This is a genomic window from Frigoribacterium sp. CFBP 13712 (assembly GCF_014842255.1).
Lineage (GTDB): Bacteria > Actinomycetota > Actinomycetes > Actinomycetales > Microbacteriaceae > Frigoribacterium.
In genome coordinates, this window is record NZ_JACYVH010000001.1 from 354,878 (window position 1) to 371,436 (window position 16,559).

Genomic DNA, 16,559 nt, shown 5'->3' on the forward strand with positions numbered 1-16,559 from the left:
CCTTCTGCTGCTCGACCTGACGTCTAGTCGGAGGCCTTCTTGCCTGCGGCGCGGCGCTCGGCCCGGTTCACGGGCGCGGGCTCGTCGCCACCGGTCTTCTGACCGAAGGCGCCCTTGCCCGCCGCGGCCGGCGCCGGACCGCTCGCGGCGCGTGCCGCGGCGACCTCGGGGGCGGTCGTGCGCTCGGCGGTGTCCTGCTGTCGCTGGGCCCGCGCCGTCGCCGCCTTCTCGAGACGACCCTTCTGGTCGCGCACCTCGACCTCGCCGTCGATGTTCGGGGCCGAGTACTCGAGCGCGGGCGGGGCCTGCTCGTTGCCGAGACCCTTCGCGGCGATGACGGGGGCCTTCTCGGAGTCGACCTGCCCCTGCACCTCGACCTCGAGGTTGAACAGGAAGCCCACGGACTCCTCGCGGATCTGGCCCATCATGCTCTGGAAGAGCGCGTAGCCCTCGCGCTGGTACTCGACCAGCGGGTCGCGCTGCGCCATGGCACGCAGACCGATGCCGTCTTTCAGGTAGTCCATCTCGTACAGGTGGTCGCGCCATCTGCGGTCGATGACCGACAGGACGACACGACGCTCCAGTTCGCGCATCGCCGCCTCGCCGAGCGACTCCTCACGGGTCTTGTACGCCACCTTGGCGTCGGAGAGGATCTCCTGGCCGAGGAAGTCACGGGTGGCCTTGCCCTTCGAGCCGGCCTCCGTGATGACCTCGTCGATCGTGATCGAGATCGGGTACAGCGTGCGGAGCTCCGTCCACAGCGCGTCGAGGTCCCAGTCGTCGGGGCTGCCCTCGCCGGTGTGCTGGTCGATGACCTCGTTGACCACGTCGTCCAGGAACTTCGAGGCACGGTCCTGGAGGTCGTCTCCCTCGAGGATGTGCCGGCGGTCGCCGTAGATGGCCTCGCGCTGACGGTTGAGGACGTCGTCGTATTTGAGGACGTTCTTGCGGATCTCGGCGTTGCGCGACTCCACCTGCGACTGCGCCGACCGGATGGCGCGTCCGACGATCTTGTTCTCGATGGCGAGGTCGTCGGGCACATTGCCCCGGCCCATCAGCGACTCGGCGGCGCCCGAGTTGAACAGACGCATGAGGTCGTCGGTCAGCGACAGGTAGAAGCGGCTCTCTCCCGGGTCGCCCTGACGTCCGCTGCGCCCGCGCAGCTGGTTGTCGATGCGGCGGGACTCGTGGCGCTCCGTCCCGAGGACGTACAGCCCGCCGGCCTCGATGACCTTCGCGGCCTCTTCGGCCACGGCCTCTTTGTGCGACGCGAAGACGGCGTCCCATGCGGCCTCGTACTCGTCGGGGGTGTCGACCGGGCTGAGACCCTTGGCGTTCATCTCCGCCACCGCGAGGAACTCAGCGTTGCCACCGAGCATGATGTCGGTACCGCGACCGGCCATGTTGGTGGCCACGGTGACGGCCCCGGCCCGCCCCGCCTGGGCGACGATAGCGGCTTCGCGGGCGTGGTTCTTGGCGTTCAGGACCTCGTGCTTGACGCCCTTCTTGGCGAGGAGACGAGAGAGGTACTCGCTCTTCTCGACGCTCGTCGTGCCGACCAGCACGGGCTGGTTCTTCGCGTGACGCTCGACGATGTCTTCGACGACCTGGTCGAACTTCGCCGTCTCGTTCTTGTAGACGAGGTCGGTCTGGTCGATGCGCTGCATCGGACGGTTCGTCGGGATGGGGACGACGCCGAGCTTGTAGGTGCTCATGAACTCGGCGGCCTCGGTCTCGGCCGTGCCCGTCATGCCGGAGAGCTTCTTGTAGAGGCGGAAGTAGTTCTGCAGGGTGACCGTGGCGAGCGTCTGGTTCTCGGCCTTGACCTCGACCCCCTCCTTCGCCTCGATCGCCTGGTGGATGCCCTCGTTGTAGCGGCGCCCGCTCAGGATGCGACCGGTGTGCTCGTCGACGATCAGGACCTCGCCGTTGATGACGACGTAGTCCTTGTCGCGCTTGAACAGCGCGTCGGCCTTGATCGCGTTGTTGAGGAACGAGATGAGCGGCGTGTTGGCCGACTCGTACAGGTTGTCGATGCCGAGGTAGTCCTCGACCTTCTCGATGCCGGGCTCGAGCACGCCGACGGTGCGCTTCTTCTCGTCCACCTCGAAGTCGACACCCGACACGAGGCGGCGGGCGATGGTCGCGAACTCGGCGAACCAGCGGTTCGCCTCGCCGCTGGCCGGACCGGAGATGATGAGCGGCGTCCGGGCCTCGTCGATGAGGATGGAGTCGACCTCGTCGACCACGGCGAAGAAGTGGCCGCGCTGGACCATGTCCTGCGACTGCCACGCCATGTTGTCGCGCAGGTAGTCGAAGCCGAACTCGTTGTTCGTGCCGTACGTGATGTCGGCCGCGTACTGCTCGCGACGCTGCGCCGGGGTCTGACCGGCGAGGATGCAGCCCGTGGTCATGCCGAGCGCACGGAACACCCGGCCCATCAGCTCGGACTGGTAGCTGGCGAGGAAGTCGTTGACGGTGATCACGTGCACGCCGCGCGAGGCGATCGCGTTCAGGTAGGCCGCGGTCGTCGCGACGAGGGTCTTGCCCTCACCGGTCTTCATCTCGGCGATGTTGCCCAGGTGCAGGGCGGCGCCGCCCATCAGCTGGACGTCGAAGTGCCGGAGGCCCAGCGTCCGCTTCGAGGCCTCGCGGACGGCGGCGAACGCCTCGGGGAGCAGATCGTCGAGCGACTCGCCGCCCGCGTAGCGCTCGCGCAGCTCGACGGTCTCGTTCTTCAACTCGTCGTCGGTGAGCGTGGTGAAGTCGTCTTCGAGTTCGTTGACGGCTTTGGCGTACGCCTTGAGCCTGCGGAGGGTACGGCCCTCGCCGACGCGAAGGACCTTCTCGAGAACGTTGGCCACCGGTTACTCCCTGTGTTTCGGTCGAGCACGCGAAGAGACCCGCGCACCCCGTGAGGCGGGCCCGAGGGCCTCGCCGGGATCGGCTCGACCCGCGGACGGACGAGCACAGAATGGTAACAAGACTAGCGGCCGCGGCCCTGGGAGCCGGCAAGGCGAGAGCCTCGTCGTCTCCGCAGAGCCGCGGCCGCGTCGGGGCCCGCTTCACGGGCCCCCGTGGGTCGGGTCAGCCGGCCAGACCCGCCCGGAGCGCCGTGGCGACCTCCTGCAGCTCGGGGGCCGACTGGTCGAGGCCGATGACGCCGTAGTCCCAGCCCTTCCGGCGGTAGACCACGCTCGGCCGATCGGTCTCGGAGTCGATGAAGAGATAGAAGTCGTGCCCGACGAGCTCCATGTAGTAGAGCGCGTCGTCGACCGTCATGGGCGTCGAGGCGAACACCTTCGAGCGGATGACGACGGGGCAGTAGTCCTCCTCCGCCTCGGCGGCCGCGGTCGCCGCGTCGTCGTCGGTGACGACCGCGACGGCGCCCGTGCGGACGGCGTCGAGGGTCTCGGCGGCGGCCGGCGTCACACCGTGCGTGCTGAAGTCGGACGTCGCCGCCTCGTGCAGCGACGTGGGTCGGTGCTGGCCCCGGTGCACCTTCTTGCGGTCTTTGGCCCGGCGGACCCGTTCGAGCAGACGCGCGATGGCGAGGTCGAACGCGACGTACTTGTCGCCGGCCGTCGACTCGGCGCGCACGAGCGGACCCGGTCCGATGAGGGTGAGCTCGACGCGGTCGTCTCCCGCCTGACCGCTCGACTTCTCGTGGTGCCTCGAGACCTTGATCTCGAGTGCCAGGGCTTTGGTGGCGAGTTGCGCCACCTTGTCGGCCTTGTCAGTGGCGTAGTCGCGGAAACGATCGGTGATCCCGACGTTTCGACCCGTGACGGAAATTTCCATGACGACCTCCTTTGGCTAAGACGTGCCGCCTGTCAGCCAGGCGAGTGTTCTTTCACGCCGTTTGCCCCACCGTAACCGTGACGGCCCCCGCCCGTCACCCCGTGTCCACCGAGTCGCCCGTTCTCCAGCGGATTCGAATGCCCTCTGTCGATCGGTCACAGCCGTCTCCCGGTGAGCGGCGTGGACGCCAGACAGGCGGCCCCGACGACGGTCGCCCCGTTCGTCACGAGCGCACGTTCCGCCTCGAGCAGCGTCGATCCGGTCGTGACGACGTCGTCCACGAGCAGCACTCGACGTCCTGTCAGATCGGCGGCAGCCCGGAGGCTGCCCAATCGATCGCGGTGCCGCTGCACCCGGTCGCGGTGCTTCTGCGAACCGCCCGCACCGACGACGGACTTCAGGAGGCGCGGTGCGAGGACCAGCCCCGCCTCGCGGGCGAGCAGACCCACGGGATCGAACCCGCGCCTCCGGAGGCCCGCCCTCGAGGCGGGCACGGCGATGAGCAGCGGCGGCGCACCCGGCGGGCAGGCCTCGGCGAGCGCCGCCCGCAGAGCGGGGGCCAGCCATCGCGCGAGCCGGAGCCTGCCCTGCTGCTTGAAGGCGATGACCGCGCGGCGCACCTCGAACTCGTAGTCGAGTCCCGACACCACCCGGAGCCCGGTGACGAGGGTGCGCGATCGGACCGCCGGCTCCAGTCGCACGCGGCAGTCGGTGCAGAGTTCGACGTCGGGCGCAGCGCACCCCGCGCAGGCCACCGGGGACACGACGGACAGGGCCTCGCGGAGGGCGGTTCGAGTCGTCATGCCCCCAGCGTGCCCGGCCCGCCGGCGGGGTCCGCGCCGCGACGGGAGTCGTCCACAGCAGGCGCGGACCTCGGCCCGCCGGGGAGGAGAGGCGCCGGGTCGGGATCAGCGCTGGGTGCCGAGCAGATCGGCTCGGACGCCGCTGTCCTGCCAGCTGCTGCCGCGGGGCTCGAGAACGGTCCCGTCGGAGGTGCGGACCTGCAGACGGGCCAGACCGTTGCCGCCGACGATCGTGTCGGGGTCGCCGGGCGGCCTGCCCCGCGAGGTGGCCGGTCCGCCGACCTCGGAGACGGTGACCTGCGGTTCGTCGCCCGCTCGGGTGAGGACGGCGACCGACGACTGATCGGCCCAGGTCGCATCGACGGGCACCCCCGTGGGGGCCGCCAGCTCGAGCGCCTCGCCGAGGGCCGTGGGGATGCCGTCCGCGTCTCGGACGACGGCGGCGACGAGGATCCGCGCGTCGCCGTCGTCGTCGAGGAGGGCGAGGACGCGGGTGCCGTCGCGCGAGACGCGGAGGGCGACCACGTCGGCGCCGCCCGGCAGCGACGAGACGACCCGGTGCGACACGCCGTCGGCGCCGATGGCGCGGAGACCCTCGGGGTCGCTCTCGGGGACGCTCCAGACGAAGCCCCGGTCGTCGAGGGTCGGCGGCACGAGACCGGGGCGCGCGTCGAGGAGGCGCGTGCTGCCGTCGGCCCTCGCGAGCACTGCCCCCTCCGGGGTCGCGACGGCGGCGGAGGACTGGTCTCCGGACAGCTCGACGGACGTCGCGCCGAGATCGGCCACGGCGGACGACAGCCCGTCGAGCTCGCTCACCGAGCTCCGCGACGCGAAGCCGAGGATCCCGTCGGCGACGACGAGGGGTCGCGCGTCGACGGTCGGATCTCTGAGGGGCGAGTCGGAGCCCAGGTCGGGCACCTCGAGCACCGTCGACTCGACGCTCAGCTCGACCCTGGTGATCGCCGCGACGCTGGAGAAGCTCGCCAGCAGCTGCGCCTGCATGCGGGCCCGGGCGTCCGCCGCGGCCCCGAGGGCGTCGGCCGTGAGGTCGACCCGTGCCGTGCCGTCCTCCACGGTGATGGCGGTGAGCGACAGCCTCGTGCCGTCGGGGAACGCCGAGACGACGGCGCCCTGCAGCCACGGCGACGGACCGGAGAGCAGCGCGCTGGCGATGCGCGTGCCCGTCGAGGAGCGCGCCAGGAACCACCGTTCGTCGGGGACCAGGTAGGTGAAGGTCGGGTCGTAGAAGTAGACCGAATGGGCGCGGAAGACCGACTGGAAGGTCGCCGGGGTGAGCACGATCCCGTCGGGCGCGTCGCTGATGCGCCACTGGCCGTCCTCCTGCACGAACCGGTAGCCGAGGGTCGTCGGGACGGACGACGTCGCGGGGGCGTAGCGCCCGTCGTCGTCGACCGTCGCCGAGTCGACGAACGTGTAGTCGAGCTCGGTGTCCGAGACCCGGGTCGTGGTGCCCGTCCCCGGGCGGACGGTGACGCTCGCCCGAGGGTCCCAACCGTCGGCGAACCCCGTCGAGAGGAACTGCCGCGCGACGGCGTAGTCGTTCTGCGGCCCCGTGCCCGCGGCGAGGAAGCCGTTGAGGAGCTGCTCCTGCGAGCTGCCGACGGAGGGGCCGTTCGGCGTGTAGACGACGTCGCTGTCGACCACGTCGCTCGTGATGGGCTCGCCCTGCTGCACGGAGCCGCTGTCGGGGATCCCCGCGCAGCCGACGAGCACGGCGACGACCGAGGCGGCCACGGCGAGGGCCGCGGGGCGTCGGGAGATCCGACCGGTCATGAGAGTCCTTCCGGGCGGATGGGCAGGGGCCACGAGGCGACCGGCCGCCCGACGACGCGGGGCAGCGTCATGACGAAGCGGCTGCCCTCGCCGGGTCTCGACCACACGTCGATGCGCCCGCCGTGCAGCACGGCGTCCTCCAGGCTGATCGCCAGCCCGAGACCCGTGCCCCCGATCGTCCGACGGCGTGACGGGTCGGCCCGCCAGAAGCGGTCGAAGACGCGCTCGGCGTCGGCCTCGGTCATGCCCACCCCGTGGTCGTGGACGGCGATCGCGACGGAGTCCGGGTCGGAGTCGACCTCGACGGTGATCGGGCGCCCCTCACCGTGCTCGATCGCGTTGCCGAGCAGGTTGCGGAAGATGCGGCGGACGCGACGGGCGTCGACCTCCGTCTCGAAGTAGCCGCCCCGGGCGACGATCTCGATCTCGCTGCCCGTCTCGGCCGCCAGGGGCTCGTACTCGGCGACGCCGTCCTCGACGAGTCGCACGAGGGTGATGCGCTCGAGCTCGAGCTCGACGGCGCCCGCGTCGAACCGGGAGATCTCGAGGAGGTCGGCGAGGAGCAGTTCGAAGCGGTCCACCTGGGTGTGCAGCAGCTCGGTGGTGCGCGCGGCCGACGGGCTGAAGCCCTCGCGCTGGTCGTAGAGCACGTCGCCGGCGAGACGGATGGTGGTGAGCGGAGTCCGCAGCTCGTGCGACACGTCGCTGACGAAGCGCTGCTGCACCCTCGACAGTTCGGCGAGCTGCGAGATCTGCCTCTGCATGGCGTCGGCCATGCCGTTGAACGACCGCCCGAGCGTCGCCACGACGTCCTCGCCCTTCTCGGGGATGCGCTCCTCGAGATGACCGGCGGCGATCTTCTGGCTCGTCTCGGCCGCCACCCGCACGGGTGCGACGACGAGCCGGACGACGGCGTACGTGATGAGGGCGATCAGCGCGACGAGGGCGATCGAGCCGATGGCGAGGGTCCTCTGCATCAGGGCGAGGGTGGCCTCGGCGTCGCCGAGGTCGTACACGAGGTAGAGCTCGTACTGGCCCGCGGTGGGCACCTGCAGGGTCGAACCGACGGCGATGCCCGGCGCCGCGCCTCCTGAGGTCGACGCCAGCGACACCGACTGCAGGGCCAGCGACCCGGTGTCGGCGGCCACCTGGCGACGGAGGTCGGATGTGATGACGTCGGCAGGGAAGTCGGGGCTGGCGATGTTCTGGATGGTGCGGGCGGTGGTCTGACCCGGCGTGCGGAGGATGGCGATGCGGGTGCCGCCCGGGCTCGACGTCGAGCCGAGGATCGCGCTCTGGGCCTCGTTCTGCAACGAGTCGAGCTCGACCTGGTCGGCGTCTTCGGTGGCCGTCGCCGAGTCGAAGATGCTCTGCGCCAGCAGGGTCGCCCGCAGCGACTCGGACTGCACCTGGTCGCGACGCTGATCGAACAGGTTCGCGCCGATGCTGACCGAGATCGACGCCGCGATGATCGACGCGCCCACCCCCGCGAGCACCACGGTGAGGGCGACGGTGCGGAGCTCGAGCGACGAGCGCCAGACGTGGCTGAGCCGGCGACCCACGACGGCGAGCCGTCGGACCGTCGCCCCGGGGAGGGCCAGGCGCGGCGACGTCATCGCCCGGCTGCGCCCACGGGGACCCGGGGGCCCGTCGCGCCGGGTGAGCCCGCCGAGCTCGTGGAGCTCACGGGCGACCGCGACCCGTGCACGCCGTCACGTGCTCGAACCGGCCCGGTACCCCACGCCGCGCACGGTCGTGACGATGCGCGGGTTGTCGGGATCGTGCTCGACCTTGGCCCGGAGGCGCTGAACGTGGACGTTCACCAGACGCGTGTCGGCCTTGTAGTGGTAGCCCCAGACCTGCTCGAGCAGCATCTCGCGCGTGAACACCTGCTGGGGCTTCGACGCGAGTGCGAGCAGCAGCTCGAACTCGAGCGGCGTCAACGGGATCGCCGTCTCGCCGCGTCGCACCTCGTGGGCGGCGACGTCGACACGCAGGTCGCCGACGGTGAGGACGTCGTTGGTGGGCTCGGTCGCCGGGCGCAGGCGGGTGCGGATGCGGGCGACGAGCTCTTTCGGGTTGAACGGCTTGACCACGTAGTCGTCGGCGCCGCTCTCGAGGCCCTTGACCACGTCGACCGTGTCGCCCTTGGCGGTCAGCATGATGATCGGGACGCCGCTCTCGGCGCGGATCGCGCGGCAGACCTCGAGGCCGTCCATGCCCGGCAGCATCAGGTCGAGCAGCACGAGGTCCGGGCTCGAGTTGTGGAAGGCGTCGAGCGCCGCGCTGCCGTCGCTGCAGAAGTGGGGCTCGAACTCGTCGGCCCGGAGGACGATGCCGATCATCTCGGCCAGAGCGGGGTCGTCGTCGACCACGAGGATGCGCGGGGTCATGGTCTCCGTCTTCGGGATGGGCCGCTCGGAAGGCGGCACGTCGGATCAGATTACTGCAGGAGGCGCGCATCGGCTGGCACCCTCGCCTCCGCTATGGAAACATGGCGGGAGACGCGAGGACGACCTCGGCGGTGGACGACCCGGGGGGACGAATGACCGATCCGAACGACTGGGCGGCCCCCGGCGGCGCCGACGACGGCCCTCGCTGGGGCGAACGCGTCGCCCCCGAATCCGCACCGCTCCCCCCGCAGGCGGGCTGGACCCCTCCGGCCAAGCCCGGTCTCGTGCCGCTGCGCCCGCTCACCTTCGGCGAGATCCTCGGGGCGTCGTTCCAGGTCTTCCGACGCAACCCCCGGACGACGTTCGGCACGGCGCTGCTCGCCCAGGTCGTCGTCGCGATCGTCACGGCGGGGGCCGTCGGCGCCGCCACGTTCGCCGCCTTCGACCGGATCGAATCGGCCCGTCCCTCCGACCTCGAGACGGTGACCTCGGGCGCCATCGCCCTCATCCTGCTCTCGGCGCTCGTCCCGGCTGCCCTGTCGCTCGTCGTGAGCTCGGTCCTCCAGGGGCTCTTCGTGCTCGAGACCTCGCGGCAGATCCGGGGCGAGCGTCTCCGGCTGGGCGGTCTGCTCGCCCTGGCCAGGGGGCGCATCGGCGCCCTGATCGGCTGGTCGGCCCTCGTCGCCCTGGCGACGATCGTCGCCCTGGCGGTCGTCGCCGCGATCGTCACCCTCGGCGTCGTCATCGGGACGGGCCCCAGCATCGGAATCGGCATCGGCGCCGGTCTGCTCGCGGGGCTCGGAGCCACGGCCCTCGGTGTCTGGCTCACGGTGCGGCTGTGCCTCGTGCCGAGCACGCTGATGCTCGAGCGCACCACGCTGCGCACCGCCGTGGCCCGATCGTGGTCGCTCGTGCGCGGCGACTTCTGGCGGACCTTCGGCATCGTCGCTCTCGTCTTCGTCATGATCCAGGTCGCCGCGCAGGTGGTCGCGACCCCGTTCTCGATCCTGTTCGCCCTGCTCGGCGGCACCCTCGCGCCCACGGGCGACACCCTCGACCCGACCTCGCTCGTCGTCACGGGCATCGGCTACCTGCTGACCATCCTCGTGACCTCCGTGGTGACGGCGATCGGCTCGGTCGTCCAGGCCGCTTCGGTCGGTCTCGTCTACGTCGACCGCCGCATGCGTCTCGAGGGCCTCGATCTCGAGCTGGCACGGAGCATGGACGAGCACGCCTCCGACCCGACCGGCCTCGACCCGTTCCGCACTCCGAGCGACGCGCACGACCACGCGGGGGCGTCCCCTCGGTGATCACGACGACGGTGTCGGCCGCCGCCCCGCTGCTGCCCGAGCCGGACGACGCCCGACGCGCGCTGCTCCGCGAACTGACCGGCGCCGACTACGTCGCCGCCCGACCGACCTGGCTCGACCGCGCGGCGCAGTCCGTCTGGGACTGGATCGAGGGCATCCGGTTCGGCGGGGTCGACGGCGCACCGGCGGCCGGGCTCCTCGTCGCCCTGATCGTCCTGGTGGGCGTCGTGGTCGTGGTCTTCGTCGTCTACGGCAGACCCCGGCTCGACCGCCGGTCGGCCTCTTCGGGTTCCGTGTTCGGCGTCGACGACGAGCGCGACGCCGACACCCTGCGCCGCGCGGCCCGGGCGGCCGCCGCCCGAGGCGATCACGCGACCGCGATCGCCGAGGCGTTCCGCGGTCTGACGCGCGCACTCGTCGATCGAGGGCTGATCGAGACGTCCCCCGGCACCACGGCGAACGGCGTGGGTGCGCGCGCCTCGGCGGTGTTCCCCGAGCACGAGCGGGCCTCCAGGGCCGCGGCCCGGGCCTTCGACGAGGTCCGCTATCTGGGTCGCACCGGCTCCGAAGACGACTACCGGGCCGTCGCCGAGCTCGACCGGATCCTGTCGAGCGAGCAGCCCCCTGCACGGTCTGCCGGCCGCGACACGGTACGGGCGGACGCATGAGCGTCGTCACCCCCACGCTCGGGGCCCGACTGCGTTCGGCGCGGGTCTGGATCGCCCTGGCGGCGGTGGGGCTCGCGGGTGCGATCGTCGTCACCCTGCTCGGGGTCGGCGGCGGCACGGGCGGACGACCGCTCGGGCCCGAGAACGCCGCTCCGGCCGGGGCGAAGGCCGTCGTCGAGGTGCTCCGGGACGAGGGCGTCGGCGTGACGGTGACGACGTCGCTCGCCGACACCCTGTCGAGATCGACCGACCCGACACGCACCGCGATCGTCGTCGACGACGCCGACGGATTCGTCACCGACTCGCAGTGGGCCCGACTCGCCGGCACCGGGGCCCCGCTCGTGCTGCTCGCCCCCTCGCAGACCGCGCTCGACTCCATCGCGCCCGGGGTGACGGAGGCCGGTCCGTCCGACGACGACGTCGTGGCGCCCCGTTGCGACGTCGAGATCCTGTCGCGCGTCGACCGGGTCGACGCCGGCGGGGTCGCCTACGCGATCGACGACTCCGGCTCCCGCGACTCCGACACGGCCGCGTGCCTCCCGACCGATGCCGGCCTCGGCCTCGTCGAGCTCGCCGGGCCCGACTCGACGGTCACGGTCGTCGGCGCGACCACGGCGCTCACCAACGAGGAGGTCGGCTCGGACGACAACGCCGCCTACGCCCTCGCGCTGCTCGGCGGCTCGCCCGAGCTCGTCTGGTACCTGCCGAGTGCGACCGATCTGCCCGAGGGCGAGGGCACGCTCGCCACGCTCACCCCGTCGTGGGTCACCCCGGCGCTCGTCGTCCTGCTGCTGACCGGCGTCGCCGCCATGGTCTGGCGGGGCCGCCGCCTCGGCCCCCTCGTCGTCGAGCGGCTGCCGGTCACGGTGAAGGCCGCCGAGACCACCGAGGGGCGGGCACGGCTGTACGAGAGATCCGGCGACCGACGGCACGCCCTCGACCAGCTGCGCATCGGGACGCTGGGTCGCCTCTCACGCCTCACCGGGCTGGCCGCCGGCGCGTCGGTCGACGAGATCGTCGACCGGGTCGCACCGCTGGTCTCGGCCCCGCCGGCGGCGCTCCGCCACGTCCTCCTCGACGCTGACCCGGCCGACGACCGCGAGCTGCTCTCGCTCAGCGACGCGCTCCTCGATCTGGAGCGGGCCGTGCGGGCGGCGGTGGCTCCCTCGTGACCGGCGCCGCGCCTCCTCGGCTTCCCCCCGCGCCTCCCCCATCCGCAGACGACCACCACCACCCGGAGAAGAGCACGACATGACCTCAGACCTCCAGCAGACCTTCTCGCGAGTCCGCGTCGAAGTCGGCAAGGCCGTCGTCGCCCAGGACGGCGCCGTGACCGGTCTCATCGTCACGCTGCTCGCCCAGGGGCACGTGCTGCTCGAGGGCGTGCCCGGCGTCGCGAAGACCCTGCTCGTGCGCGCCCTCGGCCACTCGATGTCGCTCGACACCTCGCGCGTGCAGTTCACCCCCGATCTGATGCCCGGCGACATCACGGGCTCGCTCGTCTACGACGCGAAGGCCGGCGAGTTCGAGTTCCGACCGGGGCCCGTCTTCACGAACGTGCTCCTGGCGGACGAGATCAACCGGACGCCGCCGAAGACCCAGTCCGCACTGCTGGAGGCGATGGAGGAGCGCCAGGTCTCGGTCGACGGGGTCAGCCGTCCCCTCCCGACCCCCTTCATCGTGGCGGCGACGATGAACCCGATCGAATACGAGGGCACGTACACGCTGCCCGAGGCGCAGCTCGACCGCTTCCTGATGAAGCTGACCCTCGATCTGCCCCCGCGCGACGCCGAGGTCGAGGTGCTCGGTCGACACGCGGCGGGCTTCTCGCCCCGCGACCTGCGGGCGGCGGGGGTCACGCCCGTCCTCGGCCCCGACGACCTCGCGCGGGCCCAGGCCGAGGTCGGCCGGGTCGGAGCCTCCCCCGACGTGCTCGCCTACATCGTCGACCTGGCCCGCGCGACCCGTGAGAGCCCGTCGGTCGTCGTCGGCGTGAGCCCGCGCGGCTCGACCGCACTGCTCGCGGCGGCGAAGGCCTGGGCCTGGCTGACGGGGTTCGACCGCATCACCCCCGACCACGTGCAGGCCATGGCGCTGCCGGTGCTCAGGCACCGGCTGAAGCTGCGCCCCGAGGCCGAGCTGGAGGGCGTCGACGCCGACAGCGTCGTCCGATCGGTCCTCCAGCAGGTCAGGGTGCCGATCTAGCCATGGCCGTCACCGGATGGTTCGTCGCGCTCGTCGCCCTCGGGGTCGTTCCCGTCATCGCGACGGAGAGCCCCTGGGCGCTCGTCGTCTGGCTCGTCGTCGTCGGCGCCCTGACCGGGCTCGACGTCGCCCTCGCGGGGTCCGCGCGAGCCCTGGGCCTCCATCGGGGGCTACCCGGGCCGATCCGGCTGGGCGAGAGCACGACGGCCCGCCTGACGATCTCGAACGACGGACGTCGAACTATCCGCGGGCAGCTGCGCGACGCCTGGCAGCCGTCGGCGGGCGCCTCGCCGACCCGACGTCGTCTCCACCTCCGACCGGGGGCGGCCACGACGTTCACGACGACGCTGACCCCGTTCCGCCGCGGCGAGCGGCTCGCCGACTCCGTGACCCTCCGCACCGTCGGCCCCCTCCGGCTCGCGGGCCGCCAGGCGACTCACGCCGTGCCCGGCTCGGTGCAGGTGCTGCCGCGCTTCTCGTCGCGCAAGCACCTGCCGTCGAGGCTGGCCCGTCTCCGCGAGCTCGACGGTCGCACGAGCGTGATGATCCGCGGGCAGGGCACCGAGTTCGACAGTCTCCGCGAGTACGTGCGCGGCGACGACGTGCGGTCGATCGACTGGCGCGCGACGGCCCGGCGCGACGAGGCCGTCGTCCGCACCTGGCGACCCGAGCGCGACCGTCGGGTCGTCGTGATCGTCGACAGCGGCCGCACCTCCGCCGCCCGGATCGACGACGAGCCCCGCCTGGACACCGCGTTCGAGTCGGCGCTGCTGCTCGGCGCCCTGGCCTCCCGAGCGGGCGACCGGGTCGATCTCGTGGTCGTGGACCGCCGGGTCCGGGCCAGGGTGCAGGGCACCACCGGGCCCGCCCTGCTGTCGTCCATGGTGACCGCCATGGCCCCCCTCGACCCCGAACTGGTCGAGACCGACTGGGCCGCCCTGCCCGGCATCGTGCGATCGGTCACCACGCAGCGCGCGCTCGTCGTGATCGCGACGACGGTCGACAGCCCCGGCTCCGCGCGGGCGCTGCTCGCCGCCCTCCCCCAGCTGACCCGGCAGCACCTCGTCGTGGTGGCCTCCGTGGCCGATCCCGCGCTCGAGGCGCTGAGCGTCGATCGGAGCTCCCGCGACGCCGTCTACCACGCGGCCGCCGCCGAGCGCGCCCGCCTCGACGGCGCGAGAGTCCGGACGGCTCTGCTCCAGTCGGGCGCCGACGTCGTGATGGCCGCCCCGGCCGACCTGCCGCCCGCTCTGGCCGACCGGTACCTCGCCCTGAAGGCCGCGGGGCGGCTCTAGGCCGAGACGAGGCGGGTCGCGCCGGCCTCGAACTCGTCGAGGTCGCCGGTCTCGCCCGCCCGGTGGGCACGACCGCCCAGCACCCACTGGTAGGCCAGGAACGCCAGCAGGGCGATCGTCCCGATGCCGATCTTCACCGGCCAGGGCCAGGCCTGACGGGTCACGAACCCCTCGATGACCCCGGACACGAGCAGGGCGAGCACCAGCCCGACGGCGATCGTGATGAGGGCCCGACCGTCTTCGGCCAGCGCCTGACCCCTGGTGCGGGCGCCCGGGGCGACCCAGGACCAGAAGATCATGAGCCCGGCCGCGGCGGCGACGAAGATGCTGTAGAGCTCGAGCTGGCCGTGGGGGGCGATGTACAGGAAGAAGTAGTCGAGCCGACCCTGATCGGCCATGATGCCGGCCGAGACCCCCAGGTTCACGGCGTTGCCGAACACGACGTAGGGCACCCAGACGCCGGTGATGCCGAAGGCCACGCACTGGGCGGCGATGTAGGCGTTGTTCGTCCACACCTGCCCCGTGAACGAGGTGGAGGCGCTCTCGGAGTAGTACTGCACGAAGTCCTGCTCGGCGAACTGGCGCCGGAACTCCTCCGACCCGAACGACGCCAGGACGGCCGGGTTCTGCGCCGCCCAGACGGCGAACACGGTCGCCACGATCGCGGTCGCCAGCGCCACCGCGATCGACGCCCAGCGGACCCGGTAGAGGGCCGCGGGCAGCTGCGCCCAGAAGAAGGTCGGCAGCTGCCGGAGGACGTTCCGACCCGCGCCGGTGAATCGCAGCCGGGCATGCGACAGGGTCATCGACAGCCGGTCGGCGGCCGGCGAGTCGCCGGTGGCCGTCGTGAGCGCAGACAGCTCGCCGGCACCGGACTGGTACAGCGCGACGAGCCGGTCCGCCTCGTCGCCCGTGAGTCGCCGACGGCGCGCCAGACGGTCGAGCTCGGCCCAGTCGTGACCGTGGGCTGCGGCGTAGGCGTCGATGTCCATTCTGATTAGATACTAGGCATGCCTCGCCGCACGCCACCACGCGCCTCCCCGGTGGCCCTGCGCGCCGACCAGGTCGAGACGTTCACGGCGGGCGGCGACGAGCTCGTGACCGGCGAGGCCGTGGCCCTCGACCTCCGCCCCACGAGCATCGTCCTGCGGGGTGCGGGCGTGATCATCGACTACCTCGTGTACGCGACCTCGGTCGTCGGGCTGATCGTCCTGGTGGGGCTGCTGAACGAGGCGGGCGTGCTCGACGACGCGCTCTCGCAGGCCTTCGTTATCGGCTCCGTCGCTTTCGGCCTCATCATCGTCCCCGCCGTCGTCGAGACGGTGTCGCACGGTCGCTCGCTCGGGCGCCTGGTCGTCGGCGCCCGGATCGTCCGAGTCGACGGAGGCGCGATCGGCTTCCGGCACGCCCTCACCCGGTCGCTCGTCGGGCTGCTCGAGATCGTCCTCACGACCGGGGGGCTCGCGGTCGTGGTCGGCCTGCTCAACGGCTCGTCCCGACGTCTCGGCGATCTGATGGCGGGCACGTACAGCCGCAACGAGAGACTGGCCAGAGACAGCCGCGTCATCGCCGTGATGCCGCCCGAGCTCGCCGGCTGGGCCTCGATCGCCGACGTCGCCCGGCTGCCCGAGGGCACGGCCCGACGGGTCGCCGCGTTCGTGCAGCAGGGCTCGCGCCTCATCCCGTCGAGTCGGCTCCGGGTGGCCGCCGAGCTCGCCGACGAGGTCCGGGCCCACGTCTCGCCGGTGCCCGACGTGGATCCCCAGCTCTGGTTGACCGCAGTCGCGGTGCTCCGCCGCGAACGTGAGTCGACCGCCCTCGCCCGCGAGGCCGCGACGCTGGCCCGTCTCGAACCGGCCCTGACCGGCACCGTCCCCGGGTTCCCCCGGCGCTGACCTACGAGCGGACGAGACGCGCGATGGCCGCCGAGGCCTCGCGGATGCGCTGATCGGCGATCTCGCCGCCCTCTCGGGCCGCCTCGGCCACGCAGTGCGCGAGATGGTCGTCGAGGAGCTGCAGGGCGACCGTCTCGAGCGCCTTGGTCGCCGCGCTGACCTGGGTCAGCACGTCGATGCAGTAGGTGTCGTCGTCGACCATCCGCTGGATGCCCCTGACCTGCCCCTCGGCGCGACGCAGGCGCTTGAGGATCTGCTCCTTGTCGCCGCTGTAGCCGACGTGCTGTGCCGGGCTGGCGGTCTCGTGGTCCGTCACCGCGCCTCCTCGTCCATCGATCACCGGGTGGGGCGAGCGGGCCGGCGGGCCCGCCGCACCCGACCGGCGGATACCCCCT

Annotated in this window: 14 protein-coding genes; 6 read left to right on the forward strand and 8 right to left on the reverse strand. The window is 72.1% G+C overall.

All coding sequences use genetic code 11. From position 1 onward, the window contains the following. Window positions 1-23: 23 nt before the first annotated feature. The 6 genes from secA to mtrA form a co-directional block, all read right to left on the reverse strand. On the reverse strand, window positions 24-2,864 hold the full coding sequence (secA, locus tag IFT51_RS01610; RefSeq protein WP_192058439.1) for a preprotein translocase subunit SecA: 2,841 nt from the start codon (window positions 2,862-2,864) through the stop codon (window positions 24-26). A 223-nt stretch (window positions 2,865-3,087) separates the two neighbouring features. After that, a complete protein-coding gene (gene hpf, locus IFT51_RS01615) occupies window positions 3,088-3,801 on the reverse strand; it encodes a ribosome hibernation-promoting factor, HPF/YfiA family (RefSeq protein ID WP_192058441.1) in 714 nt (237 codons plus the stop codon). A 155-nt stretch (window positions 3,802-3,956) separates the two neighbouring features. Continuing rightward, complete coding sequence (locus IFT51_RS01620) at window positions 3,957-4,604, reverse strand: ComF family protein (protein WP_192058443.1); 648 nt, start codon at window positions 4,602-4,604, stop codon at window positions 3,957-3,959. Between the two features lie 105 nt (window positions 4,605-4,709). Then, window positions 4,710-6,398 (reverse strand): LpqB family beta-propeller domain-containing protein, encoded by a 1,689-nt coding sequence (locus IFT51_RS01625; RefSeq protein ID WP_192058445.1) that lies wholly within the window; start codon window positions 6,396-6,398, stop codon window positions 4,710-4,712. Continuing rightward, window positions 6,395-8,014, reverse strand: a complete 1,620-nt coding sequence (gene mtrB, locus IFT51_RS01630) for an MtrAB system histidine kinase MtrB (RefSeq protein WP_192058447.1) — start codon at window positions 8,012-8,014, stop codon at window positions 6,395-6,397. The genes IFT51_RS01625 and mtrB overlap by 4 nt, the downstream gene beginning before the upstream one ends. A gap of 96 nt (window positions 8,015-8,110) precedes the next feature. After that, entirely contained in the window at window positions 8,111-8,791 is a 681-nt protein-coding gene (gene mtrA, locus IFT51_RS01635; protein ID WP_192058449.1) for an MtrAB system response regulator MtrA, read from the reverse strand. A gap of 152 nt (window positions 8,792-8,943) precedes the next feature. Between mtrA and IFT51_RS01640 the strand changes: the two genes are divergently transcribed. The 5 genes from IFT51_RS01640 to IFT51_RS01660 all read left to right on the forward strand — a co-directional run bounded on the left by IFT51_RS01640 (window position 8,944) and on the right by IFT51_RS01660 (window position 14,269). Continuing rightward, window positions 8,944-10,101 (forward strand): glycerophosphoryl diester phosphodiesterase membrane domain-containing protein, encoded by a 1,158-nt coding sequence (locus IFT51_RS01640; protein ID WP_192058451.1) that lies wholly within the window; start codon window positions 8,944-8,946, stop codon window positions 10,099-10,101. Then, window positions 10,098-10,769: a DUF4129 domain-containing protein gene (locus IFT51_RS15465; RefSeq protein WP_192058453.1), complete on the forward strand. Its 672-nt coding sequence runs from the start codon at window positions 10,098-10,100 to the stop codon at window positions 10,767-10,769. The genes IFT51_RS01640 and IFT51_RS15465 overlap by 4 nt, the downstream gene beginning before the upstream one ends. Further along, on the forward strand, window positions 10,766-11,941 hold the full coding sequence (locus IFT51_RS01650) for a DUF4350 domain-containing protein (RefSeq protein WP_192058455.1): 1,176 nt from the start codon (window positions 10,766-10,768) through the stop codon (window positions 11,939-11,941). Before IFT51_RS15465 ends, IFT51_RS01650 begins: the two co-directional genes overlap by 4 nt. Window positions 11,942-12,020: 79 nt before the next feature. Beyond that, window positions 12,021-12,974, forward strand: a complete 954-nt coding sequence (locus IFT51_RS01655) for a MoxR family ATPase (protein ID WP_192058458.1) — start codon at window positions 12,021-12,023, stop codon at window positions 12,972-12,974. 2 nt (window positions 12,975-12,976) lie between these two features. Further along, entirely contained in the window at window positions 12,977-14,269 is a 1,293-nt protein-coding gene (locus IFT51_RS01660; RefSeq protein ID WP_192058460.1) for a DUF58 domain-containing protein, read from the forward strand. Here IFT51_RS01660 and IFT51_RS01665 read toward each other — a convergent pair. Continuing rightward, window positions 14,266-15,261: a stage II sporulation protein M gene (locus tag IFT51_RS01665; protein ID WP_192058462.1), complete on the reverse strand. Its 996-nt coding sequence runs from the start codon at window positions 15,259-15,261 to the stop codon at window positions 14,266-14,268. The two genes, IFT51_RS01660 and IFT51_RS01665, sit on opposite strands and share 4 nt — an antisense overlap. A gap of 18 nt (window positions 15,262-15,279) precedes the next feature. On the opposite strand from IFT51_RS01665, the gene IFT51_RS01670 reads away from it, so the two are divergent. Beyond that, the gene (locus IFT51_RS01670) at window positions 15,280-16,164 is read left to right on the forward strand and encodes an RDD family protein (protein ID WP_192058465.1); all 885 of its coding nucleotides are present in this window, start codon (window positions 15,280-15,282) and stop codon (window positions 16,162-16,164) included. 1 nt (window position 16,165) lies between these two features. On the opposite strand, the gene IFT51_RS01675 is transcribed toward IFT51_RS01670, so the two are convergent. Continuing rightward, window positions 16,166-16,417 carry a metal-sensitive transcriptional regulator gene (locus tag IFT51_RS01675; protein WP_371740668.1) on the reverse strand — a complete coding sequence of 84 codons (252 nt, stop codon included), beginning with the start codon at window positions 16,415-16,417 and terminating at the stop codon, window positions 16,166-16,168. Window positions 16,418-16,559: the final 142 nt, after the last annotated feature.

Excerpts from the sequence above, each read along its gene's own strand:
- mtrB (WP_192058447.1), bottom strand. The coding sequence starts at position 8,014 with ATGACGTCGCCGCGCCTGGCCCTCCCCGGGGCGACGGTCCGACGGCTC.
- IFT51_RS01665 (WP_192058462.1), bottom strand. The coding sequence starts at position 15,261 with ATGGACATCGACGCCTACGCCGCAGCCCACGGTCACGACTGGGCCGAG.
- IFT51_RS01655 (WP_192058458.1), top strand. The coding sequence starts at position 12,021 with ATGACCTCAGACCTCCAGCAGACCTTCTCGCGAGTCCGCGTCGAAGTC.
- IFT51_RS01660 (WP_192058460.1), top strand. The coding sequence starts at position 12,977 with ATGGCCGTCACCGGATGGTTCGTCGCGCTCGTCGCCCTCGGGGTCGTT.
- hpf (WP_192058441.1), bottom strand. The coding sequence starts at position 3,801 with ATGGAAATTTCCGTCACGGGTCGAAACGTCGGGATCACCGATCGTTTC.
- IFT51_RS01650 (WP_192058455.1), top strand. The coding sequence starts at position 10,766 with ATGAGCGTCGTCACCCCCACGCTCGGGGCCCGACTGCGTTCGGCGCGG.
- IFT51_RS01620 (WP_192058443.1), bottom strand. The coding sequence starts at position 4,604 with ATGACGACTCGAACCGCCCTCCGCGAGGCCCTGTCCGTCGTGTCCCCG.
- IFT51_RS01640 (WP_192058451.1), top strand. The coding sequence starts at position 8,944 with ATGACCGATCCGAACGACTGGGCGGCCCCCGGCGGCGCCGACGACGGC.
- IFT51_RS01625 (WP_192058445.1), bottom strand. The coding sequence starts at position 6,398 with ATGACCGGTCGGATCTCCCGACGCCCCGCGGCCCTCGCCGTGGCCGCC.
- mtrA (WP_192058449.1), bottom strand. The coding sequence starts at position 8,791 with ATGACCCCGCGCATCCTCGTGGTCGACGACGACCCCGCTCTGGCCGAG.
- IFT51_RS01670 (WP_192058465.1), top strand. The coding sequence starts at position 15,280 with ATGCCTCGCCGCACGCCACCACGCGCCTCCCCGGTGGCCCTGCGCGCC.